Raw genomic sequence first — 24,907 nt, 5'->3', positions numbered from 1 at the left:
TATCCGAGAGGTTCTCCAGGTTGCCGGCATAAGTCAGTTTGTCCAGGTTATAGATCTGGTAGCCCGGGTATTTGTTCACAAATAACTGCACCACATGCGAGCCGATAAAGCCTGCTCCGCCTGTTATTAGTATCTTCATGGCTATAGTTTAGCTGTAGATTTTTGTAAATGTAATTGCCAGTCCCAGGCGCTTTTCATGGCTTCTTCCAGGGTGCTGGTTGTTTTGAAGCCAAGTTCTTCGGTTGCCTTGGTTACATCGGCATAAATTTTAGGCACATCTCCCACGCGGCGCGGACCAATTTTATAGTTCAGTTTTACACCCGTGGCGCGCTCAAACGCATGAATGGCTTCCAGAACAGTGTTGCCCTGCCCGGTACCTACGTTAAAGAACTCGATGGCCTCGGCTTTATTTTGTAGCAACCTTTCAATGGCCACTACGTGCGCTTTGGCCAGATCCACTACATGCACATAATCACGGATGCAGGTTCCGTCCGGGGTATCATAATCGTCGCCAAACACAGTGATCTGCTCACGGATGCCTGCGGCAGTTTGTGTTATGAATGGCACCAGGTTATTTGGTACACCCAGCGGCAATTCGCCGATATGTGCCGACGGGTGGGCGCCGATCGGGTTGAAGTAGCGCAGGGCGATGCTTTTAATGTTGCTGTTGCCACTGTTTGCCAGGTCAGTTAGTATCTCTTCGCACACTTTTTTGGTGTTGCCATATGGCGAGTTGGCTTTCTGCACCGGCGTCTGCTCGGTTACAGGCAAAGCTTCCGGAATACCATACACCGTGCACGACGATGAGAACACCAGCTTCTGTACATTAAATTCCTGCATTACCTGCAGCAGCGTTACCAGCGAGCCCACGTTGTTGTGGTAGTACATCAGCGGCTTCTCCACCGACTCTCCTACCGCTTTATAAGCTGCAAAATGGATAATACCAACTATAGTTTGCTCCTGTTCAAACACCTGGCGCAGTTCAGCGGCATCGGTACAGTCTATGCGGTGGCATGTTATGTCGCGGCCAACTATAGCTTTTATTCCTTCCAGCGAGCGCTCTTCGGAGTTTGAGAAATTATCAACTATAACCGGCTTATAGCCGGCCTGCAACAACTCTACTACCGTGTGCGAGCCAATATAGCCGGCCCCGCCTGTCACTAAAATCTTCTGCATGTTTTATATGTTCAGCTCCGAGAGCCGGGTTTAATCTAATATTCTTTGTAAAGTTACAATATTCTGTCTAATCATTTCACTGCCCGCACCATACGGTCTTTGCCAAACAGGTCCTGCACTACTTTAGCTTCCGAAAAACCAGCAAGTAACAACACTTCACAGGTTTCGAAGCCATACCGTTCGTTTATCTCAAAATATAGTTTCCCGCCGGGTTTCAGTAAACTATAGCCAACTATAGCAATGCGTTTGTAAAACTTCAGCGGGTCGGTGTCAGGGACGAAAAGAGCCAGGTGCGGTTCAAACTCCAGCACATTGGCGCGCATCTGGTGCTGCTCTTCTTCCAGCACATAAGGCGGGTTGCTTGTAATGATATCCAACGAAGCCGGTGCTATAGTTTGTACATCCTCAAAAATATCCTGGTGCAGCCAGTTTATAGGTTGGCTATAGTTAGCAGCATTAGCCTTCGCCACTTCCAGCGCCCCTTCCGATAATTCCAGGCCGTAAACTGCTTCGGTATGCAGGTTTTCAGCCAAGGCGATTGGTATACAGCCGCTACCAGCGCAAATGTCCAGTATCCGCAAGTTCTGCTGATTCCGGTGTTCTTTTATCACCATATCCACTAGCTCTTCGGTTTCGGGGCGCGGGATAAGTACGTTTTTATTTACTTCCAACTCCAGCCCGTAAAAGTGCGCTACGCCAATTACATACTGCAGCGGCTCGTGGTTCAGCAGTCGTTCAACTATAGTTTGCAGTTGCTCTTGCTGGGCTATAGTTAGTTCCTGTAGTTGGTTGAGGCTGAGTTGCACGCGGTTTTGTTGCAGCACATGCTCCAGCACTTGCTGCACCATGGCACCTGCTTCCGGCTCCGGATAAATGGCTATAAGCTGTTGTTTTATAGTTTGTGCGGTTTGCTGTATAGTTGCCACGCGTATAGTTTCTGCTGATTTCGGTATCTTTGCAAAGTTAACTTTATCTATTTGAAAATTTGGAGATTTGAGGGTGTGGAGATGAATTTGCTCACCTAACCAAAGACGCAACGTATTGCATCTCTACAACTTTAACTTTCTAACTTCCAAACTTTTTAACTTTCTAACTTGAGTAAGGTGTTTTACATGCGGCGTGCGCTGGAACTGGCCAGATTGGGTAGCGGCTATACGGCTCCCAATCCAATGGTTGGCTGCGTGGTTGTGCACAACGGGCAAATTATCGGTGAAGGCTGGCACCGCAACTATGGCGGCCCTCATGCCGAGGTAAATGCTGTTGCCAGTGTGCAGGATAAAAGTTTGCTACCTGAAAGCCGTGTGTATGTAACGTTAGAGCCCTGCTCACATTTCGGTAAAACTCCGCCCTGCGCCGATCTGCTGATAGAAAGCGGCGTGCGCGATGTAGTGATCTGCAACCTGGACCCCAACCCGCTGGTGGCTGGGCGTGGCGTGCAGAAGCTGTTGGATGCAGGCATAAAAGTAGAGACCGGTTTACTGGAGCAGGAAGGACTGGAAGTGAATAAGCGCTTTTTTACCAGCCATCGTTTAAAGCGGCCTTACATTACACTTAAGTGGGCCGAAACGGCCGATGGATTTATAGCTGGCCCGGCCTGTGAACAAATCCAAATTAGTGGTGCATTGGCAAAGCGTTTTGTGCACAAGCTGCGTGCCGAAGAGCAAGCCATTATGGTGGGCACTCGCACGGCCCTGCACGACAACCCGCGCCTGAACACCCGGCACTGGAGCGGCAGAAACCCCATCCGTATAGTTATAGATCGCCAGCTTACATTACCTGAAACTATAAACCTGTATGACGGCAGCCAGCCAACTATAGTTTACAACTATAAAAAGCAGGACGAACACGAAAATCTACACTTCGCGCAACTACAGGAAAACGAGCCGCTGTTACCTCAAATCATGACAGACCTGTATAAACGTAACGTAATTTCGGTGTTAGTGGAAGGCGGCACTTACCTGCTCGAAAGCCTACTACACGAGAACCTATGGGACGAAGCCTTTATCCTTAAAAATACCGCCCTAACTATAGGTGATGGTATTAAAGCACCAACTATGGTACATGGCAACTTAATAGAGCAGCAAACATTAGGTACCGACCAGCTGTTGCATTACCGAAATCAATAAATTGTGATCATTTAACAACAAGCAATTAACAATTGCTCCTTTATTCAATCATTCAAAATTCAGTTATTCAGAATTTAATACCATGGCCGAATCGCTTATAGTTGACCAGAACCTTAGCAAAGAAGAAAAATATAAAGCCCTGTTGCCGCAGATAGAAGCCTTAACAACCGGCGAGACCGACCTGATCGCGAACATCTCGAATATGGTGGCAGCGCTAAAACAAGGCTTAGACTTTTTCTGGGTAGGTGTTTATTTTAACAAAGAAGGGCAGTTGGTACTTGGTCCGTTTCAGGGGCCGATTGCCTGCACGCGCATACCGTACCACAAAGGCGTTTGCGGCGCCTGCTATACCCAACAACAAACTATAGTGGTGCCAGACGTAGAAGCATTTCCGGGACACATTGCCTGCAGCTCCGACTCTAAATCAGAAATAGTGTTGCCAGTCATTAAAGATGGTGAAGTAAAACTGGTACTGGACGTAGACAGCGACAAACTAAACAATTTTGACGAAGTAGACCAGAAATACCTGGAGCAACTGATGAAGCTCGTTGAAAGCTGGTATTAATTAAGTTATTCGTTGCAGACCTCGTAGCGTGCGTAGCTCCTACGAGCTTTTTATTGGCCACGAATATATAGTTGTCAACTGGAAAATAAACCCACCCTATCCTCCAAGGAGGGGAATTTCGGAGAAAGAGATTCAGTGTAAGTATAATCCTGTTTATCCTTCCACATCCTGAAAATCCTGATTCAGACAAAAATTAAAAGGCCGCTGCAAACTATAGTTGCAGCGGCCTTTTTATGCTCTTTTGTCCTTTGTCAAAAACTCCTTTGTCTAGAACGATTACCCAAATAACGTCGGTGGTGGCGTCTTCAACTGGGCAATTACCGTCTGGCCGCCTTTTGTTTTCTGGCCTAGCTCTACTTTAATTTCAGTATCCAACGGCACGAAAATATCCACACGTGAGCCAAACTTAATAAACCCGAACTCCTCGCCCTGGCTCACTTCATCGCCTTCGCTTACATACCAAACTATACGGCGGGCCATGGCTCCGGCAATCTGGCGAAACAGTACCTCGGGGCCAGCATTAGACTCTACTACAACCGTAGTGCGTTCGTTTTGCGTGCTTGATTTTGGGTGCCAGGCTACAAAATAGTTACCCGGGTGGTATTTAAAATACTTTACAATGCCGGAGATCGGGTTACGTGTAATGTGCACGTTTATCGGCGACATGAAAATAGAGATTTGCTTACGCTTATCTTTAAAGTACTCCGGCTCTTCTACTTCTTCAATCACTACTACTTTTCCGTCGGCAGGTGCTGTCAGCAGGTCCTCGTGCAGTAGCAGGTTGCGGTAAGGGCTCCGGAAAAACTGAAGTATAAGCAGGAATAAAACGGCAGATACACCAGAGAAAATTTTGTTGAAGGTATTGTTTTCTGCATTGAAGTTGTAGAGCAGCAGGTTAAGCACCAGCAGTATCAACAGTGTAAAAAACAGAATCTTTCGCCCTTCTTTATGAATTTTCATTAGTGTGTTGTGTAATTACTGCAGGTCTTTTATAAGTTATAATAGCCCATCCAGTTTCGTAGATGGGCTATTATCTGCATCAAAATTATATAAACTTTCGCTTATTTTTATAAAAATCTTCTCTTAGAAGCCTCCGCGGTACTTATATGTCATCGCTACTTTATCAATAGCAACAATGTAAGCAGCAATACGCATTGGTACGTTATACTTCTGCGAGGCAGCATATACGCGCTCAAAAGACTCGTTCATGATACGCTCGGCACGCTCATTTACGCGCTCCAGTGTCCATTTAAAGCCCATGCGGTTCTGCACCCACTCAAAGTAAGATACGGTTACGCCACCCGAGTTAGCCAGGATATCCGGCACCACCATAATGCCTTTTTCGTTGATGATCTTATCTGCTTTGTAAGAAGTTGGTCCGTTGGCACCTTCTACAATCAGGCGGGCCTGTATCTTGTCCACGTTCTCAATCGTGATCACGTCCTCAACAGCAGCTGGTATAATTACATCTACTTTAGACGTAAGTAACTCATCCGGGTCCATCAGTTCTGCACCTTTGTAACCTTCCAGGCGGCCATTATGTGCGTTTTTATAGTTGATAGCATCCTCAATGTCGATACCGTTATCGTTCCAGTATGCACCGCTCACGTCGCTGATACCAAGAATTTTAACACCACGCTCAGCCATCAGCTTTGCAGCCCACGAGCCTACGTTACCAAACCCTTGAATAGCAGCTGTAGATTTAGATGGGTCCATGCCCAGTTTATCCATAGCAGCCATTGCCGATACCATTACACCACGACCGGTAGCCTCAACGCGACCAAGTGAACCACCCAGTACAAGCGGCTTACCAGTTACCACAGCGTGCACCGTAGAGCCTTTTGTTTTAGAGTATTCGTCCATTAACCAGGCCATTTCGCGCGGGCCAGTACCCATATCCGGGGCAGGTATATCCTGGTCAGGGCCAAAGATATCTACTAAAGACTGTGTATAAGCTCTTGTTAAACGCTCAATCTCGCCAGCCGACATGGTATATGGGTCGCAGATAATACCGCCTTTGGCACCGCCGTAAGGGATATCAACCACAGCACATTTCCATGTCATCCAGGCCGCAAGGGCTTTCACTTCATCCAGGAACACATCCGGAGCGAAACGAATACCACCTTTAGACGGACCAAGTATAGTTGAGTGAACTACACGATACCCTTCAAAAACGCGTACTTTGCCATCATCCATGGTAACAGGCACGTTAACGATAACCTGGCGCGTTGGTGATTTAAGTACGTTATATGTTTCTTCATCCAACCCCAATACTTCAGCAGCAATATTGAAGCGTGACATCATCGATTCGAACGGGTTTTCCCTATCCTTGATCGGTGCTGGCTCTTTGTATAACATGATTTTAATCCTTAATGATTTAACTCAGTGATTAAGCTTTTCGGCGGCAAAGGTATATAATTTATACTTACAACCGCCTACTGTACAGGCAACAAATAAATCAGAAAATCTGGAGAAAGGCTACTATAAATGGGATAACCATGATCAGGCTGTCGAAACGGTCCAGGATGCCGCCGTGGCCGGGCAGTAAGGTTCCCGAATCTTTCACATCCAGGCTACGCTTCAGCATAGATTCCACGAGGTCGCCGAGCACCCCAAAAACAGCAACTATAACGCCTATGCCAATCCATTGGTAAAGCGCCAGGTCCTGGAAATAAAGAGCCAGACCATACGCCACAGCTATAGTCAGCAACATGCCGCCAACCCAGCCCTCCCAGGTTTTGCCCGGCGAGATGCGCGGAAAAAGTTTATGCTTGCCAAAGTTCTTACCTGCTATGTAAGCCCCCGTATCTGCCGCCCAGATGAGTAGCATGAGGCCAAGTATAGGTTGCCAGCTATATACGTGAGGCTGGTAAGCTACTTTGTGCAGCAACCCGAATGGCAAGGCTATATACAAAACTCCTAAAAGCGTGAAGGCAATGTTGGTGAATGGCTGATTGTGTTTGCGGTATAGTTCCAGCACAAAAACAAGTGCCAGTAAAGGCAGCGCCAGGTAAAGCAACTCGGGAGCTATAATTTCTTTTTCGATGAGGAAGAACGCCGTATACAGGAAAACACCAAGTATGACTCCTATCGTTTTGTTAGGCTTAGCACCTTGTGTACCTACCAGGCGGTAAAATTCCAGCAGGCCAAGTATAGTTAGCCCCGCAAAAAGGATAAAATAACTCCACTCGCTTGCCAGTATGCCACCCACAAATAAAGCTGCACCCAACACCCCCACTATAATGCGCTGCCACATGTTACTCATTCCCGAAATGTTTTTGCCCATGTAGTAGAGGTATGCTGTTTGAGCAATAAAGGTATGAAATTATCTATATTATAGGATGCCTATACCTGATAATCCGTGGCAGTTTCGGGTATAACGTCGGTGCGTACCGGCACTTTTTTAAACTCGTTGTACAGGTAATACAGCACACCAATACTTAGCACCAGCGACAACGCCACACTCCACCACGACATCGGTTCTGTCGATTCCACATCAAATTCGACTTTACCAGTCTGTTGTAAGTATAGCAGCAGCACAGTAAAGCCATTGTTAAATAAGTGGGCAACTATAGGCACGCTTATGCGGCCCGACCAGAAGTATAAATACCCGAACAAGGCCCCCAATATAGCGCGCGGCACAAACCCGAAAAACTGTACGTGTATAGCTGCAAATATTAACCCGGCAATCCAGATGGCTACGTGCGGGTTGCCCGTCCAGCGGTGCAGTTGCTTCTGCAGCACACCCCTGAATACTATTTCTTCGCCAATGGCAGGTATAACGGCAATTACCAGCAAGCCTATCAGCAGTTTCGGAAACGAATCGAACACAGCAATCAGTTTGGTCAGTTCGGCCAGTTCGTCTTCTTTGGCGCGTGCCCATTGCTCAAAATTCTGCATAAAATCCGGGAAGTGCATATCCGCATTCCAGTGGATAACAAGCGAGTTAGCCGGCATAATAATGATCATCAGCAAACCGGCTAACAGTACCAGCACGGGCGCCACCGGCATTTTCCAGTTCAGGTATGGGTCAATTTTATACTTTAGAACGCGCAGCATAAACAGCGGCCCCACCACAAAAGACATAAACTGTATCACGCCCTGCAGCATCAGCATAATATTGCGGCCGTTCGGGTGCGAGGCTGGGTTTGTGGCTATCTCCGGCATATCCATAATACCGATATTAAACATCGCCGAGGCAAGTATGGCAAATATAAAACTGCCCACAAAATAGCCTGCCATCATAAACGCGAACAGCAACAGCAGCACATAAAACGGGTGAGTCTCTTTACGGATGAAACCTTTCATACAGGAGTTTAGGTTAAATTGGTGTAAATTTACGCGAATAATTAAATTTTGCTTTGGTAAAGATAGCGAACATAGAACTGGGCGAGTTTCCGCTGCTGCTGGCACCTATGGAAGACGTGAGCGATCCGCCTTTCCGTAAAGTGTGCAAAGCCAACGGTGCCGACCTGATGTACACCGAGTTTATTTCCTCTGAAGGGTTGATACGTGATGCGGCTAAAAGTGTGCAAAAACTCGACATTTTTGATTACGAACGCCCCATTGGTATCCAGATCTTCGGGTCTGATATTGAGTCGATGCGCGAGGCGGCTATCGTTTCGTCGCAGGCTGGCCCTGATTTGATAGACATTAACTATGGCTGCCCGGTAAAGAATGTAGCCTGCAAAGGTGCGGGTGCTGCTTTGCTGCGCGATGTGCCTAAAATGGTGAAGATGACCGAGGAAATTGTGAAAGCAACCAACCTGCCGGTTACTGTTAAAACCCGCCTTGGTTGGGATGAAGACACCAAGTATATTGTAGAGACTGCCGAACGCCTGCAGGATATTGGTATACAAGCCTTAAGTATACATGGCCGTACCCGCGTGCAAATGTACAAAGGCGAAGCCGACTGGACACTGATTGCAGAAGTGAAGAATAACCCGCGCATGAAGATCCCGATCTTTGGAAACGGTGATATCGACTCTCCGCAGAAGGCCTTAGAATACAAGAACAAGTATGGCGTAGATGGCATTATGATCGGCAGGGCAAGTATAGGCTACCCGTGGATCTTTAATGAGATAAAACACTACATGGCCACCGGCGAAATGCTACCCGGACCAACCCTGGAAGAACGTGTAGAAGTTTGCCGCCAGCACTTTACACACTCCCTGGAATGGAAAGGTGATAAGCTGGGGATTTTCGAGATGCGTCGCCATTATACCAACTATTTCCGTGGGTTGCCTCACTTTAAGCCGCTCCGCATGCGCCTGGTGCAGTCTGAAGATATTCAGGAAATTTATGATACCCTGGAGGAGATAGCCCAGACAATGAGCTATGCGGAGTTAGAAAGTTAGAAAGTTAGAAAGTTTAGAAGTTAGAAAGTTATACTATAGGCGCCTGTTGCTTTTGCAGCGGGCGCTTTTTGTTTTACCCCTTCCCAACCTTCCCCTAAAAACAGGGGAAGGAGTTTGGTTAAAGTTCTATAGTAGTCATTATCAGTTATGCTGGCGCGAGTCTCCTGACTCGTGACTAACTATGATGTTGGGTCTCCCAACTCAACTGGCCCGGCAGGGACAAGAATATCAAAGGCCGCGGCTTATAGTTTTATGGTTGCCATTAATCCAACCACCCCTGCCCCTCCTTATCCAAGGCGGTGAGTTTTGCTACTTCTATAGTTTGATCTGTTCTATAGTTGATGTTTTTAACACCCCTGTAGTCCCCTCAAGGGGACAGTTTTACTATAGCTATAGTTGCTTCCTTCTCTAACTCATAGTTCCTAAACTTTTACTTCTTTAACTTCCAAACTTTTTAAAGCTCTAACTATAAAAAGCTCTACTTTTGCAACCCAACTTTCTAACTTTTTACGGCTATCAAAACAGCAACAACTTCTGAACAACACAAAACAGGAACGCCGGCGCTGGCCTGGTTCCTGGTCATTATACTTGCCCTTATCTGGGGCACTTCGTTTATCCTTATCAAAAAAGGACTTGTAGTTTATTCTTCGGATGAGCTGGGTGCGTGGCGTATTACCATTGCTTGTCTTACCCTGTTGCCATTTGCTATTAAACACATCAGGCAGGCAGAGCCGCGCCACTGGAAATTTCTGCTGGGTAGTGGCTTGCTGGGCAACCTGATCCCGGCTTTCCTGTTTGCTTACGCCGAAACCCGCTTAGCCAGCGGACTTGCCGGTGTGCTAAACTCGCTTACTGCCCTTTTCACGTTGCTGGTCGGTGCCGTTTTCTTTCATCAGTCTATTACCTGGATGCGCATGCTGGGCATCCTTATTGGTATAGTTGGCACATCAGTGTTGATCTTTTCGGGTGGCGAGAATACGAATATGGAGAACACCATGTATGGCTTATACATTGTGCTGGCGTGTATCTGTTATGGCGGTAGTGTCAACATCATCAAGCATAAACTACAAGGTTTAAAACCCTTTGTAATGTCGAGTTTGGCGCTGCTTACGGTTGGCCCGATGGCGCTGATCTACCTGCTAACCACTGATGCGCTACACAAACTACAGCACACGCCTGGTGCCTGGGAAGCCCTGATGTATATTGCGATATTGGCGGTATTCAGTACGGCTGTTGGGTTGGTGCTTTTTAATAAGCTTATCCATATCTCTACTACACTTTTTGCCAGTTCATCAACTTACCTAATACCTATAGTTGCGCTTATGTGGGGCGTGTTGGATGGCGAAAGTATACATCTATGGCATTATGTGGGTATGGTGATTATTATGGTTGGCGTTTTTATAGTTAACCGGGCAAAGTAACTCTCTTCTTACTGATTAAAAGCAAAAAAGGCTCCCGTAAAACAGGAGCCTTTTATTTTTAGAAACTAATTAGGGTCAGTTCTTTAAAAGTTTCAGGGTTTCTGCTTTCCCGTTCTGCTCTATGGTTAGCAAGTATAAACCCCGTGGCAGGCTTTCATTCATTTTAAGGTGCAGCACCGAGGAACCTTTCATTAGTTGTTCCTGTTGCTGCATCAATTTTTTTCCGGTTGTGGTGTATAATGTCAGCACAGTTTTCCCGTCTGTAGCGGCTTCAATGGCTACACTTACCTCTGACTTAAACGGATTTGGATAAGCTGTTACAACTGTCTTGGTCACCGTTCCGAAATTAACAGTTTTAGGGCCATAGTATTTAAAGGTGCCATCCACATCAACCTGGCGCAGGCGGTAATATACCATACCGTTTTTACCGTTGCGGTTATCGGTATAGGTATAGGTTTGCGCTAACGCTGATGTACCCACCAGGCTTTTCACTTTCCCGATCTTTTGGTACGTCTGGCCATCTGCCGACACCTCTATTTCGAAACGATCATTGTTTTTTTCAGAAGCCGTTTTCCATTCCAGCACTGCGTCTGTTCCTTTTTTAGTTGCCTTAAAGTATACCAGTTCTACTGGTAGCGGCGTGGTACGACCGCCCAACGTATAGCGGGCCATACCTTGCACGCCTGTTAAAGTAACAGTATTATTCACTTCATCAGGAGTTCCGCTTGCAGCCTGAAGTTTCCAGTCGTCGCCACCGGTCCAGGAGGTGTAAACGGCCAGGTCTGTTTCGCCCAGTCCGTTCAGTTCGTGTAGTTGGTAGGCTATAGTTACAGTTGCGTTAAGATTGGTGTTTGTACCCTGTGGCTCTACATTAAAATTGCGCAGTATGCTCTTCCCCGCCGACCCAACAGTTGAGCCAGTAACGCGTGTTACTTTGGTAATGCCTGGTGTGCCTGTAGTTGGCGTAATGCTAATGCCCATTCCCCCGAAAGTTTGTGTGCCGGCTGCAAGTGCGCGCGTGGTCTCCAGGGTACCCCTTAAGTAACCCGATGCGGTGCCTGTTTCAGAGATAGAACCGTTTGTGCTGCCCAGTATAACTTTGTTAGCTGCGCCTGTAGCTAATTCACCAGCCGATAACACAAGTGCTTTTTCTACCTGTATCGTGCCGGCCAGTGTTTTAGTGCCTGCTGCCGTTACACTAAGGTTTTTATAGTTCAGCGCTGGTACTGTCTGCGTTCCGCCATCAAATACAATGGTATTCTCAGTTGTAGCTAAGTCTGCAGTAGCTGTACCGGCTAATGTAAAGGCCCCATTTATACTTGTAATATTTGTAAAAGCTTTTGCACCGCTACCGTTTAGCGTTAAGTTGTTATAGTTAAGCGGCAGCACATTTTGGTTTCCGGTTTTTGTGTAATGAATATTGGTAACATTTGTGCGGGCATTTGCTGTAGCCGATCTGGCTAAAGTAAATGCTTCGGCAATTCTGGTATCTCCGGCAGCAAATGTTTTTATGCCTGATTGACTTAAAACCAGGTTGTTATAGTTAAGCGATGCTACCAGTTGCGCGCCTGTGCCGTTATAGTTTATAGTGGCGGGCGTAATAACTGTTGTTTCTGTTCCTTCAGTTAAGTTACCGGCTATCAGGGCGGTGCCTGCTTCAAAAGTGGCTGTGCCTATGTTTATCAGATCCAGGTGACCGTACTGTACACTTTTTATAGTTTGGTTACTGCCATTATATACTACCGTGCTGGTTGGCTGCAACGTATAGCCATCAAATAACGGAAGCGAGTTGGTACCGGCTACCTTAAAGGTTGCCAGGTTTGCTACAGTTAATAGTGTTCCAGAGGCTGCTTTTTTAGTCAGAATTCGGTTTGCTGCATCTAACGTACCAGTGGTTACATTTATAGTTTGCAAACCATTTATATCTCCGGCCAACAACACTGCTGTAGTTGCACCCGTTTTGTTTACCCGCAGCTCATTTATAGTTATGGCATTGCCCGAAGTTATAGTTGCTGCGGCCGTTCCAGTAAAATCTACCCAGTTGGCTGCTGCCGTAAAACCATTCCCGTTGTTGGTAAGGTTGCCAAGCAGCGTCAGGTTTTTACTTGCAGTTAGGGTGCTACCAGCATTTATAGTTATATCTTTTACTATAGTTGCCCCTGCTCCGGTGCCGTTTAGCTTTGCTGTTGGGCTGGTGAAAGTCAGGGTAGTGTTTGCTGCGTTTATAATTCCGTCGCTGGTAAGATCCTTATCTAAGGTTAAAGTATATACCGCTGCCGGGTTACTTAAAGTGGTAGCTGTACCTAAAACTGACATCTGGTTTGCAACACGTGTGTTGTTTGAGAGTGCCCTTATTGCTCCATCCTGCAAAATCAGGTTTCCGTAGGTTACGCCTGCTATACCTGCCGTTCCTGCTGAGTAGATGACGGTACTGTTTACGCCTAACGTGTTGGTGCTATAGTTGGCCGGGTAATTCAGGGTGTTTATCCGGAGCGTGGCCCCATCAGCAACTGTTAGTATACCGCCCGCACTAGTTCTGTCCATGGTATGGTTATTCAGGATTAACGTACCACTTTGCACACTTAAGTTGCCGGTTAAAGTAGAGTTGCCGTTTGTAGTTAATGTATTGGCTGCTGTCTTGCTCAGGTTATTAAATGTTGTTCCGTCTACGGTTTGCGCCCCTGTACCTGAAAAAATAACGGTGCTGCTGCCTGGAGCATAAATGCCATTCGTTCGCACCCAGTTACCCTTCAGGTCTATAGTTGAGGTATTGCCCTGCAGTGTTCCGGCCGTTAAAGTTACGTTACCAGCTACATTTATAGTTGGTACAGTTAGCGCCATGGTGCCATTTGTAACTGTTAAATTACCCGCTATGCTTTGCGTTGCCCCGGAAGTATAGGAAGCTGTGCCACCTGTTTTATTTACTGTTAAATGATGATACGGAACTGCACCTACTATCTGGTCTGCTGCGCCGTTATAAGTTACCATGCTGCCCGTAGCTGCTGTAAAGTTTCCGGTAGTGTATTTGTAGTTGCCACCAATTACCAGGTTACTGTTGTTGCCCAGCGTTACATCTCCAGCCTGCTGATCCAGGTTGCCGGTCAGGTTTATAGTTGCTGCGTTACCTGTTGTTACCGAAAGGTTGTTACCTGCGTTTCCTGCACTACCATTATTCAGAATAAGATTGCGGCCAATGTTTATAGTTCGGGCTCCGGCATTTAGCGTGTGCTTTATAGCGGTCCCCGTGCCTACTGTGGCTATATCATAGTTTGTTTTAAGCGAGCCACCTGCAAGGGTTAACGTCATCTGGTTTGGTGCTTTAAAGCTGATGTCCCGCACCCATTCATCGTAAGTTATAGTTGGCTGGCGCCCCTGTACCGGCGTGTTCTCTCCCAAAATCACAAAATCAGAGCTGATAGGCCCGGTAATGCCGCGACTCGAGGCTCCGTCAGTTATTACTTCCCAATTTGCGCCATTTTCCCAGGCAATGTTTTGTGTTCCATCCCATTTGTAAGTGCTTGGGTTATCGGTAATGGTCCAGAAGCCGGTTACGTTGCTCAATGTGTTGCGTAGTACCCAGTTGTCAGTCTTGCTATAGTTATGGCGGCTGGCATTTGCCCAGGCACCTGTACCAGTTAAAGAGTAGTATAGTTTAAGGCCATCCTCATCACAGCCATTTAGTTCTGCATCCTGGTACTGTAACTGAAGATTGGCACTGGTATAGGTTCCGTTTGGTACTATTATCTCATATAGCCTGTTTATAGCTTTGTTTGGCGCTGTAAAACCACTTGGCAAAAAGTTTGTCATCCCGGTGCGCATGGTTACTTCGTTTACACCTGAAGCTCCGCTAAAAGTAAGCGCTGCAAAAGGCCCGTTAAAAGCATAGCTCGTGCCAGATGCAAAATTGTGTTGCCTTGTAATAGTACCTACTACCCATCCATTACCGGTTCTGCTACCAAGTACCACTATTTTATTGGTACCCGTGTGCAGGTCACCGTTGGTCATGTTTAGCGTTGTGGCCGTGGCATAGTTAGCCAGGGTTACAGTATTAGTTGCGGCAGTCTTGTTTATAGTTAAACCGTTAAAAACAGCACCTCCGGTTATAGTTGTATTAGTACTACCTATAAACGAGATCGTACCTGTACCCGGAATAAAAGTGCCGTTGTTCAGCCAATTGCCTGCTATAGTATGGGCAAAGGAAGAAGCGCCGAATGTTGAGCCGGTTCCAATGTTTACATTACCACCAATAGTTAAAATTCCTCCGGCAGTATAGCTTGTAGCTCCGGTACTGGTCAGATTGCCCTGTATTTCCATTGCCTGACCAGGCATAGATTTAACACCTGTATTGCTTAGCGTTAAATGCCCATACTTATTATGCTGCACTGTCTGGGCATTGCCATAGTATTCTACGGTGCTGGTTGGTGCAAATGTGCGTGTATTAAAGTTAACAGGTGTGTTTGTTGGAGCGCCAACTGGCACATTAGTTGTCCCGCCAATTTTAACGGATGCGCCATCTGCTACAATAAAGCTTCCGCCTGCTACCTGCCGTGTTAGTGTAAAGGTTTTTAAATCTAAGGTCGCACTCTTCACATTTACCTCAGTATCAGCAGCCCCGCTCGAAACAGTTGTGTTCCCAACCAGGCTTTTTACTCCTGTACCGCTAATAACCAGTTTCTGGTATTGTATCTGGTCATCAATGTTCTGGTCTATCGTTCCGGCGTAATCTATAGTGCTGGTGTGCTCTGCTACGGTTTCTCCGTAAGGTGCTGTTGGTCTGATGCTATAGTTGTCGAGGTAGTTTGTTGCTTTTACTTTAGCTGTTGAACCAGCTAGAAGAGCAAATATGCCATTTGTAAGCCCAGTTGCCCCGCCCCAGGTTACTTTGTAATTTTCCGGATTAAATACTGCACCACTATGTATGTCGAACTCCCCAAAATTATAGTTCTCTGCCTGTATTCTTAAATTACATTGCAATGTCACATTACTTTTAATCTTCAATACGCCAATTCTTGTTTCAGAATTACCAGATATCGTCTGATCGGTTCCGACAAAGTGTACCTCAGAGATATATACCCAATTATTATTCTGAAACACAACCTCTTCTGTATAGCTACCATTATTAGACCAGTTGCCATAAATATAAATTACTGATTGCTTATTATGCAGTCTGCCATTGGCCAATAGTATCAGATCCTTTGCAATATGAAGCCCTGTTAAGTTCTGAATTGTTAGCACTGCTTGCTGAGTTCCGCCACCAATTGTAAGTGTTTGGCATTCAGCTCTATTTTTTTCGTTCTTGTTAGTCTGTATCGACTGCGGTTGGTTAGTACCTCCGGCACCATCAATAATTACATGCGTATTTGCATTTGGTATCTGTTCAGGAGACCAGTTTTTTACATCGTGCCAATTACTGTCTTTTTTACCAGTCCAGGTTACTGTTGTAGTTTGCGCCCATACATTAACCTGACTACCTATACATAAAATAAGCAACAGGCAAATGTTGGTAAATAAGTGTTTGTTTACAAGGGTAGATATTTTCATAAGCAGCTTAAAGGTTAGTGTAAGCGTAAAATCCCCAATTGTATTGGTTTATGTAGTTTCTTAAAGTTGACTATATGATTTCTGACCGATAGAATTGTATTCAAATAGCTTCCTAAATGAATTCAATAAGGTGAGTAAACTGGACTGTTGTAGGCGAAAATTGGGTAAGCGTAGAAGTGTATAATATTTTCAAGCATTTGTTTCATCTCATTAGGAGCTGTTTCTAAACACTTTTATACTATCCTATAAATATATATAAATTTACTTGTAGAACAATAATAAATTATAACTTAATAATGAAAAAGTTTACCTATTACAAATAGACATTCTTTTGCAGCATGCATCGCCAATTTTGTCTTTATAATGTTCAATTGTTATAATCGTAGTTTCGAACATTGCATGGATGTACAAACAATTACCATCTAAGTACCTACAGCTCAGGATTTATCTTACTTAAGCATTGCAGATGTTTGCATTTTGGGCAGCTTACACTAGGTTGCTGGGGTAAGCAGGGAAGCTTATAAATTTAGAGTAGGGTATAAAACAAAAAAGGCCCCTGCTGTAGGGGCCTTTTTATTTAGACATTTTAAGAGTGTTACTCTTTCATCAGCTTTATAGTTTGCTGTTGGCCATTCAGTTCTATTACCAGTAAATACAGCCCTGGTTCATAAGCTGCTTGCGCCAATGGTAACGGATTCTCATTTAGCCCGGCCTGTACCTGCAATGGCATAGTCTTAAGCAACTTACCTGTAGCCGTATACAGCTTTATAGTTGCTATACCTGCAGCCGGAGAGCTTAGGCTCAAACGCAGTTTATCATTAAACGGATTCGGGTAAACCTGTACAGGTGTAGCTGCCACTATTACACCAAAATCTATTGCCTTAGGGCCATATAGCTTAGATACTCCGTCCATATCGATCTGCTTTAGGCGGTAGTACAGGGTTCCGTTTTTACCATTTCGCGTATCCGTAAAGCTATACTCCTGCTTCACAGCCGACGAGCCTACCTTGCTATCTACAAAACCAATACGCTCGTAACTATAGCCATCCTTGGAAACCTGCACTTCAAACCCTGCATTGTTTTTCTCTGACGCGGTCGCCCACTTCAACTCAGCATTGTTACCGTTCTTTTTAGCTGTAAAAGATAGTAGCTCTACTGGGAGTGGGCTAATGATACTGCCTAGTGTAAGACGGGTTAAAGTTTTTACACTTGCTCCTATGGTATTACTAGCTGCATCCGGAGCAGCAGTCGACTGCTTTATCCACTTCCCATCTTCAAAACTACTCAAACGAAGATCTGGCTCTTGTAGTCCGTTCAACTCCCAGTCTAAATACTTAAATATAACTGACGCATCTAAGTCGCTGTTAGCACTAACATTTGAGACTGAAAATGTAAAATTCCTGGCAATACTCTGGTTAGTGGATGTAGGAGAAATTATAGGTACTCCTGTCTCGCGAGTTACGGTAACGGTTCCTAAATCCTTAGTAGTTGATACCTGGATACCAATATTACCAAAGTCACTGGATGTAGCAGTTATGCCTTGTGGCGCAACGCCTTGTGTTGATGTTACAGAATTACCTGAAGTAGCACCAAATGTTCTTTCTGTAACTACTTTACCATGAATATAACTGTTGTTTGTCTCACCAACTAAATTAGCTGTATTAACAAGTGTCAGTATGTGTGAACCTGTTTTAATTATTCCGGTTCCCATAATTACACTTTCGCTGGCCGAAGCTGCTGCCTGAAGTGTTTTGTCCCCTGCTCCTGACACCTGAATGTTTTTATAAGCAAGTCCAGGGATAGATTGCGCTACCGAACCATTGAAGTTTATAATATTCCCTGCAGCGCTTAAATCAGCAAGACCTGCTCCGGGAGTAAATATGTTTGCTATTCCTGTAGTACCTGAAAAATATTTTATACCTGTGTTGCTAAGTGTCAGGTTATAGTAATCCGTAGGAAGCACAGCCTGGTTAGCCGTACCATTATAGTTTACTGTAACATCAGTATCGTTTGCATCAACGGTTACGCCGACAGTACTGCTTAGAGCCCCTGAAATACTTAACTCATTTTTTATACCTGAAGCGAAGGCTGCTGCAAATGTTTTGGTACCGCCTGTGCTTAAAGTAAGATTTTTGTAAGCTAACGGAGCTATAGTTTGGTTAACAGCACCATTAAAATTAACAGTAGTAGGCGTTTTTACTGATTGAGTTGATTCTCCCTTAACTGTTAAGTTACCCGCAATACTAGCTATGCTTGTACCATCTGGCTTATCCTCAAAAGTAGCTATGTGAGTATTATTAAGAGCCAGATTACCATATTGGACACTTTTTACCTCCTGACTAGAGCCATAATATTCTGCAGTGCTGGTTGGTGAAAGGCTAAAAACGTCTGCAGTTGGTAGGGTACTGGTGCCTCCTACTTTTATAGTTGCACCAGGTGCGGCAGCAACTATAGTTGTTACTGGGGTTATGGAAGCAGCTCCATCTATTATTTCAGTTATATCCGGGTGTACAGTTACGGTATTGGTTTTCAAATCAAGAATACCCTTTTGCACAACCATACTAAGCAATTTATCAGTATTTGTGTTTAATGTAACTGTTGCTGTTTGCTCGTCTTTAGCTACTACAAATTTAGACAACGACAACGTATTTGCAGGGTCTGTTGAGATAGAAGATGAATAAGGACCTGTAAAGTATAACGTATTTTCTCCTGTACTAAATTCTGCGCCTTTATGAGATAAGTCGCTATAGATGTAAACTGATTTACCGACCTCTAGTTTAGCGTTTGTATCTACCATCAGGCTCCCCAACATAGTTGTACCAGTCCCCGATATCTTAGAGTTAGTTCCTGTAAATGTAAAATTACCGCCTAATCCTATGAATGATTTATCAGCTGGGTTTTTGCTAACTATAGCTCCGTTATTTATCAAATCTCCTTTTATAGAGAAATTAGTACCTAATAAGTTATTTGTTGGTACAAGGGGTATCGCATTAAGTATACCTGTGCTTTCAATTGTTAGATTACCATTGATCGTCCAGTCTGTTATAGTTAATGGGTAGTCACTATTTAAAGTTGTAGTTGTGATGCCTTTTGAGTTTGAAATAATCAGGTTATTTAATGTTGGAGCTACAGAACCTGATAGTAATATCTGACCTGTTCCACCTAACTTTAAAGTACCTGTACTTTCAAAATTGCCTAATACAAACGGGTGTGCCAGAGGTGCATCTGCAAAAGGGTATGGTGTTGTGAAGTCAATTAAGCCTGAGCTTTTGATAGTACCATAGTTAACTACAGCTGAGTAAAACTTATGCGTATAAGAGCCGCCATTAAATGTTGAGCCGGGTTTAACTATAAATTTACCAGCTACCGTCCAACCCACACTTGTTGCTATTTCCTCACCGGCTGCGTTACTTAAGCTTATAGTTACATCAGCAAATTCCGGGCTACGTGTTGAGTTAAATACCGGTGCCACCGTACCAGAGAACTCTACTGTTGGTGCCATTTCATTATAAGGAACGATAGGCGCTAACAACTGAATGGTTTGCTTACGACCACCTAAGAATTTGGCTGTTCCATTACTCATCAATATACCAGAACTTCTAAAATTACCTGCTACATCTACCTTGGCATCCCTGGCGTTAAACAATGCATTGGTAAGTACTGAAGTCGCAATAAAGCCCCTGTTCTTAGGGTTTGGGTTATAAGGATCACTGTAAAACTCTCCATCTCCTGTTATATCTATATCCCCATTAATTGTAAAAGTTGGTGCTACTAACGCATACATTGCCCCAACACTTACAACCATATTATTAACTGTAAACGAAGTGCCTGTAATGTATTTCGTTTTACCTGCAGTGTTCGCCAGAATCAGGGTTCCTGTCGGTGGCGTTGGAGCTGTGTATACACCAGGTGAGAAAGAGCCATTAACAACTAAGCTGCCTGATAGTGTAAGTGTTTGATTATTGGCATTAAGTTGAGCACCGCTGTTTACAGTTACTTTACCCTTTACAGTAGTAGCACCAGATAGGGACTTAGGTAATGCAGTACCACCTCCTGTAAATGTCAACTTACCATAAGTTAAAGGTCTGACATTTTGAGCTACCTCGCCAGAGTAGTTAACAGTACTGGCAGTATCTATCAGGTTTGTATTAAAATTTGCCGGAAAGTTATCTGATCCCTGAAGATCTAATGTAGTACCGCTGGCTAATGTAAAGCTGCCACCTATTGTACTTCTGTTTAAAGTATAAGTAACAAGATCTAATTTGCCTTGCTGTATAGTAGCATTGCCGTTAACCTGAACATTACCTGTAAGCTTAACACCATCAGTAGATGCGTTATTAAATATTACATTATTAAAGTCAGATGTAGAAACAAGCTGAGAGCCTGCTCCTTCAAACGTAACTATAGCAGTTCCGGCATCAAAACTTCCGCCTGCTTTTGCCCAGTTACCTTTAACCTTTAGGTTAGTGTTAGAAGCATTTAGTTTCGCTGTTGCTGCATTGGCTATACTCACATTTCCTGTTACTGTAAGTTCGCCTGTGCTATTTTCTGGTGTTTGAAGCACTAAGTTTCCATTTGTGATAGTTAGGTTTCCACCTATACTTTTAGCTCCAGCCACACTGTATTGAGCTACACCACCCGGTTTGTTTATAGTTAAATGATGATATGATACATCAGCTACAATTTGTGCATTTCCTCCTTCATAGGTTACTGTACCCTTATTTGTCGTAAATGTGCCACCTGCTTTTGCATAATCACCTTGTATTCTTAGATTACCGGCCCCGATATTAAGGTCTGCAGTATTCTGGTTTATTGATCCTAACACTACAATTTCGCCAGCTGTTTTATTGATATTGATTTTATGCTGACCGTTGTCTAATTGCAAACTACTTCTAGCCTCCAATTTCTGGTCACCAGTATTTATTATGTGTGCTTGCGCGTTAGTGCCAACAGGTGTTATGTTACCTTTTACAGTTAAAGATGGAGCTGCAGTAACCTCAGAGTTATATAAATCTGAACCAATTGTTAATACAATGTTATAATCCGGCTTGAACTGAAGACCCTTGATAAATATTTCAGAGCCGATGGTTGGTTCAAAATTATGAATTGAAGTACCAAGTTCTACTATATCTGATGGAGTCGGTGCTGAAGTGGCTGCTTCTAACGTTACGCCATCCGTTTTATATCGCTCCCAATTCTCAGCATCTTCCCAGGCAGTATTCTTTGTTCCTTTCCAGAAATATCTGTTAGGCTTATCAGACAATGCCCAATATCTACTTAGATTTGTATAACCATTAGGGTTACTCGCAGTTACCCCATTATCCTCAACCCAGTTAGCTTGGTAATCATTTAGTTTTTTATCAGCAGGCGACCAACTTACACCAACCGGATATGAGTCAGAGTATGATAACTTTAGACCATCTTCGTCGCTCTTTTCAGTGTTACCATTTAGCTCAGAATCTTCATATTGCAGCCTTAATTTAGCTTTTGTATAAGCACCATTGGTCTGCACACGATATAAACGGTTAACAGGGATCGCTCCGGAAAACGTTATAATTGCTGGATTAGAAGTTACAGATACTTCTGTCACCTGTTCAGTTATAGTACCAAAATTTACAGATACATAAGGCCCATTAAATAGATATTCTTTGCCAGTATCAAACCCTGAAGCTTTAGTTCTTGTGATTGTACCTTCTACCCAGCCATTGTCATATCTCTCACCGAGCATAATAACTTTATTAGCACCGGTTTTCATAAAGCCAGTGCTTAAGTGTAAGTCGGTAGTTGTTATGTCATTATTAAGAGTGATAAAGTTAGAAGCATCACTCTTTACTATTCTGATAATATTGAATGTAGTCACTCCTGTAACTGTTGTGTTAGCTGCACCCGCGAAAATAAAAGTACTTGTTCCCGCAGATAGCGCTCCATTATTTATCCAGTTGCCATGTAGTGTATGCGTATAGTTACCTGCAGTAAATGTTACACTCTCATCTATAGTGATATTACCAAGAGCAGTTATTGCGTTTAGAGCAGCCTTTGTTACAGCTCCACTGCTGGTAGATAGTCTAAGGTGGTAATAATTAACGTTATTTAAATTCTGAGCAGCACCATTATAAATTACTGTGTTTTGAGCTGTAGCATCAAAATTAGTGCCTGTAAAGGTTGATTTTACACCCATAACAGATCCTGCAGCCATCTTTAAAAGTGTGCCTGTAATAGCGACATTAAATAAATGATGCTCTCCGCCAAATGTAGAATTGCCATTAAATGCAACTGTACCGGCAGTAGCTTTCAAATTATTCCCACTTAGATCTGAACTAATAGAGAAGCTAGACAGGGCTTCTATTGGAGAATCACTCATTAAACGGGCAATATTCAACGCAAAAAACTGTGTTGTGCCGCTATTTGTGATACTATAAATTGTAGATTTGTTAAGGCTACCAAATGTAATAGTACCTCCTGTTGCTGTAAATGAAGCTCCAGAATTGGTTAAGAAATTACCATTTACAAGGAATGATGCCGTTGTGGACGTTTGATTGTTTATAGTAAGGTTATTGAGTGTAATGCCAACGCCACTGATAGTTGTAGCAATATTGCCTGTATTCTTTTCCATTATAAGGCCATTAGCACTTTGCGTAAGCGTACCAGCACCTGTAGTTGACAAATTGCCTTTTACAGAAAGATTCTGGCCTGTTGGCGTTAGTATAATTGTACCTAAACCCGCAACCTGTAGGTTATAAAATTCATTTCGGAGTGTTGCACTAAGAGCAGTAGTAGAAGTTCTTTCTATCTTTTTACCAGTACCTGTTAATAGTACTGTACTTGTGCCACTTTCAAAATCGGCGTTATTTATCCAATTACCTCCTACTGTATGTGTAAAGCTGCTCCCTTTAAAAGATGCTGTAACACTTAAATCTACATTACCTGCAATGTTGATATTACTGCGCGCTGTAAACTGTGCTGAACCAGCTCCTACCAAATTACCAGCAATTACCAAAGGCGCACTAGATGCAGGTAAAGGCATTGTCTTAATGCCATTTCCTATTAGGTGCAGGTTACCGTACCCTTTGGCTACGTCTGTCACTGTTTGCCCACCACCATAATATTCAACTGTGCTTGTAGGGCCTAAATCGACTGTTAAATAATTGGTCGGGAAATTAGATGCGCTTAATCTAAGTGTAGCTAAGTTTGCTACGTTCATCGTTCCGCCCAAGGCAGTTCTATCAAGCGTGTAAGAAGCTATATCAAGTGTAGCAGCATCAACAAATAAGTCAGATACAACTGTTGTGTTTACTGACAATGATTTTACACCACCTCCACTAATGCGCAATACTCCGTATTGTCTGGCAGACAAGATGTTTTGATTTATTAATCCTGAATAATTTACTACCGCTAGCGCGTTAAGGGCCGTTGGAAACATTGGTTCTATCGGTGCAGCTGTAGTGGTATAATTATCAATAAAGTTCTCCTTTTTAACATGTATAACCGCTGACTGTGCAACATCAAAAGTCACATCTGCCCGGCTTCCAACAAACTGTATTTGGTAATTGCCTGGGTTAAGTGTACCTGTCACGTAAAGTTCAGGGTCATCGCTAACTACTAACTTTCCATTCTTTGCACTATAAGAATTTGTTTTAGTTAGTGCCAGATTACTTTCTAATATTACTGAGCCTGTAATTTTTAATGTGCCAAAACTTCTGCTGTTTGCTGTATTAGCTAAACCTTTAATAGTTACTCCAGTACCTAAAAACTCAGATACTGCCCATACTTTACTACCATTCCCTTTACCATTATTTTCTGAGTAACCTTCTTCTACATATTGGCCGCCTGTTTCTACTATAAAGCTCCCGCTATAATAGGCTTGAGCACCAATATTTGTTAGCGTCCCTTTAGAACCTATCGTCACATTACCTGCAACACGCATGCTTCTTGGAGCCATTGTGAATGTAACAGTTACATCTTTTCCTATAGTTAATGATTTTATACTATAGTCATTCCAGTCATTTATAATTGGCCCAGATCTACCACTATTCATACCAACATCACCTATCACTATATCATCACCTGCTAGTGGAACTCCGGACGGCGACCAGTTGGCTGCTGTATTCCAATCTGTTCCTGTTTGATTGTTATTTGATCCCCGCCAGTATTTGGTTTCAGCAACACTTCTAAGACTTATGCACAGCAGTAACATAGTTAACACAACCACCAAACGTCTAGTCATAAATATGACTCTTAAGGGCGTAAAAATTCTCATAGGGTGAAATAAGGTAAACTAATATTTAAGATAACCTAATAGCGTATTGATCGTTTAAACACATATAGCGTTTAACGGGTCGATTCCGGAGCATAGGTGGCGGAATAGAATTTTTCATAGTTTTTGCTCCGAATTTCAATTTTTTAACTGCTATTGCCATTTTTCTTGTATCGGCAATTATTGGCTTAATTAAAGTAAAAAAGGCACTTTTAAGGCATAGGCGTTATCGCATTAAGCCCTTTTATGCATTAATTATAGAAGTTATAGAAGGATTAACACTTTTCCAATTCAGCAATACTACAGATTCATATCATCTTATTTATATACAATATATAATATTGCTGTATCAACCCTTAGGCACATAGCATTACTTAAGTCCTATAAAAAACTTTTTATAATCCTTTAAACTATGCTATGAATTAGATTTTAGCTCTTACGCTTAATATTCAAAAACCTATATATTG

The 24,907-nt window shown here is 43.6% G+C and carries 13 protein-coding genes; 4 read left to right on the top strand and 9 right to left on the bottom strand.

The features are described 5' to 3' along the window. From GWO68_RS15380 to prmC, 3 genes are all read right to left on the bottom strand, one after another. Window positions 1-139: GDP-mannose 4,6-dehydratase (locus GWO68_RS15380; RefSeq protein ID WP_162347356.1), on the bottom strand; the 139-nt coding region annotated here is incomplete at its 3' end. A 2-nt stretch (window positions 140-141) separates the two neighbouring features. After that, the gene (gene galE / locus GWO68_RS15375) at window positions 142-1,176 is read right to left on the bottom strand and encodes a UDP-glucose 4-epimerase GalE (RefSeq protein ID WP_162347355.1); all 1,035 of its coding nucleotides are present in this window, start codon (window positions 1,174-1,176) and stop codon (window positions 142-144) included. Window positions 1,177-1,247: 71 nt separating this feature from the next. Further along, on the bottom strand, window positions 1,248-2,102 hold the full coding sequence (prmC, locus tag GWO68_RS15370; RefSeq protein WP_162347354.1) for a peptide chain release factor N(5)-glutamine methyltransferase: 855 nt from the start codon (window positions 2,100-2,102) through the stop codon (window positions 1,248-1,250). 177 nt (window positions 2,103-2,279) lie between these two features. Between prmC and ribD the strand changes: the two genes are divergently transcribed. Both ribD and GWO68_RS15360 read left to right on the top strand, forming a co-directional pair. Continuing rightward, a complete protein-coding gene (ribD, locus tag GWO68_RS15365; RefSeq protein ID WP_317164535.1) occupies window positions 2,280-3,302 on the top strand; it encodes a bifunctional diaminohydroxyphosphoribosylaminopyrimidine deaminase/5-amino-6-(5-phosphoribosylamino)uracil reductase RibD in 1,023 nt (340 codons plus the stop codon). Between the two features lie 82 nt (window positions 3,303-3,384). Next, window positions 3,385-3,867 carry a GAF domain-containing protein gene (locus GWO68_RS15360; RefSeq protein ID WP_162347352.1) on the top strand — a complete coding sequence of 161 codons (483 nt, stop codon included), beginning with the start codon at window positions 3,385-3,387 and terminating at the stop codon, window positions 3,865-3,867. A 276-nt stretch (window positions 3,868-4,143) separates the two neighbouring features. Here GWO68_RS15360 and GWO68_RS15355 read toward each other — a convergent pair whose 3' ends face one another. The 4 genes from GWO68_RS15355 to GWO68_RS15340 form a co-directional block, all read right to left on the bottom strand. Beyond that, on the bottom strand, window positions 4,144-4,827 hold the full coding sequence (locus GWO68_RS15355) for a phosphatidylserine decarboxylase family protein (RefSeq protein ID WP_162347351.1): 684 nt from the start codon (window positions 4,825-4,827) through the stop codon (window positions 4,144-4,146). Between the two features lie 123 nt (window positions 4,828-4,950). Further along, window positions 4,951-6,225 carry a Glu/Leu/Phe/Val family dehydrogenase gene (locus GWO68_RS15350; RefSeq protein WP_162347350.1) on the bottom strand — a complete coding sequence of 425 codons (1,275 nt, stop codon included), beginning with the start codon at window positions 6,223-6,225 and terminating at the stop codon, window positions 4,951-4,953. Between the two features lie 100 nt (window positions 6,226-6,325). Then, window positions 6,326-7,153, bottom strand: a complete 828-nt coding sequence (locus GWO68_RS15345) for a phosphatidate cytidylyltransferase (RefSeq protein ID WP_235942092.1) — start codon at window positions 7,151-7,153, stop codon at window positions 6,326-6,328. A 59-nt stretch (window positions 7,154-7,212) separates the two neighbouring features. After that, window positions 7,213-8,175, bottom strand: coding sequence for a CPBP family intramembrane glutamic endopeptidase (locus GWO68_RS15340; protein WP_162347349.1), 963 nt, complete (start codon window positions 8,173-8,175; stop codon window positions 7,213-7,215). A gap of 53 nt (window positions 8,176-8,228) precedes the next feature. Between GWO68_RS15340 and dusB the strand changes: the two genes are divergently transcribed. Next, on the top strand, window positions 8,229-9,224 hold the full coding sequence (gene dusB / locus GWO68_RS15335) for a tRNA dihydrouridine synthase DusB (protein ID WP_162347348.1): 996 nt from the start codon (window positions 8,229-8,231) through the stop codon (window positions 9,222-9,224). A gap of 515 nt (window positions 9,225-9,739) precedes the next feature. Beyond that, complete coding sequence (locus tag GWO68_RS15330) at window positions 9,740-10,645, top strand: DMT family transporter (RefSeq protein WP_317164534.1); 906 nt, start codon at window positions 9,740-9,742, stop codon at window positions 10,643-10,645. Between the two features lie 75 nt (window positions 10,646-10,720). On the opposite strand, the gene GWO68_RS15325 is transcribed toward GWO68_RS15330, so the two are convergent. Both GWO68_RS15325 and GWO68_RS15320 read right to left on the bottom strand, forming a co-directional pair. After that, the gene (locus tag GWO68_RS15325; protein ID WP_162347347.1) at window positions 10,721-16,186 is read right to left on the bottom strand and encodes a T9SS type A sorting domain-containing protein; all 5,466 of its coding nucleotides are present in this window, start codon (window positions 16,184-16,186) and stop codon (window positions 10,721-10,723) included. Between the two features lie 595 nt (window positions 16,187-16,781). Further along, entirely contained in the window at window positions 16,782-24,380 is a 7,599-nt protein-coding gene (locus GWO68_RS15320) for a T9SS type A sorting domain-containing protein (RefSeq protein ID WP_235942091.1), read from the bottom strand. Between the last annotated feature and the right edge of the window lie 527 nt (window positions 24,381-24,907).

The organism is Pontibacter fetidus, assembly GCF_010119545.1.
Classification (GTDB): domain Bacteria; phylum Bacteroidota; class Bacteroidia; order Cytophagales; family Hymenobacteraceae; genus Pontibacter; species Pontibacter fetidus.
The sequence above is the reverse complement of the archived record's forward strand: the minus strand, read 5'-3'. Positions and strand labels throughout refer to the sequence as shown.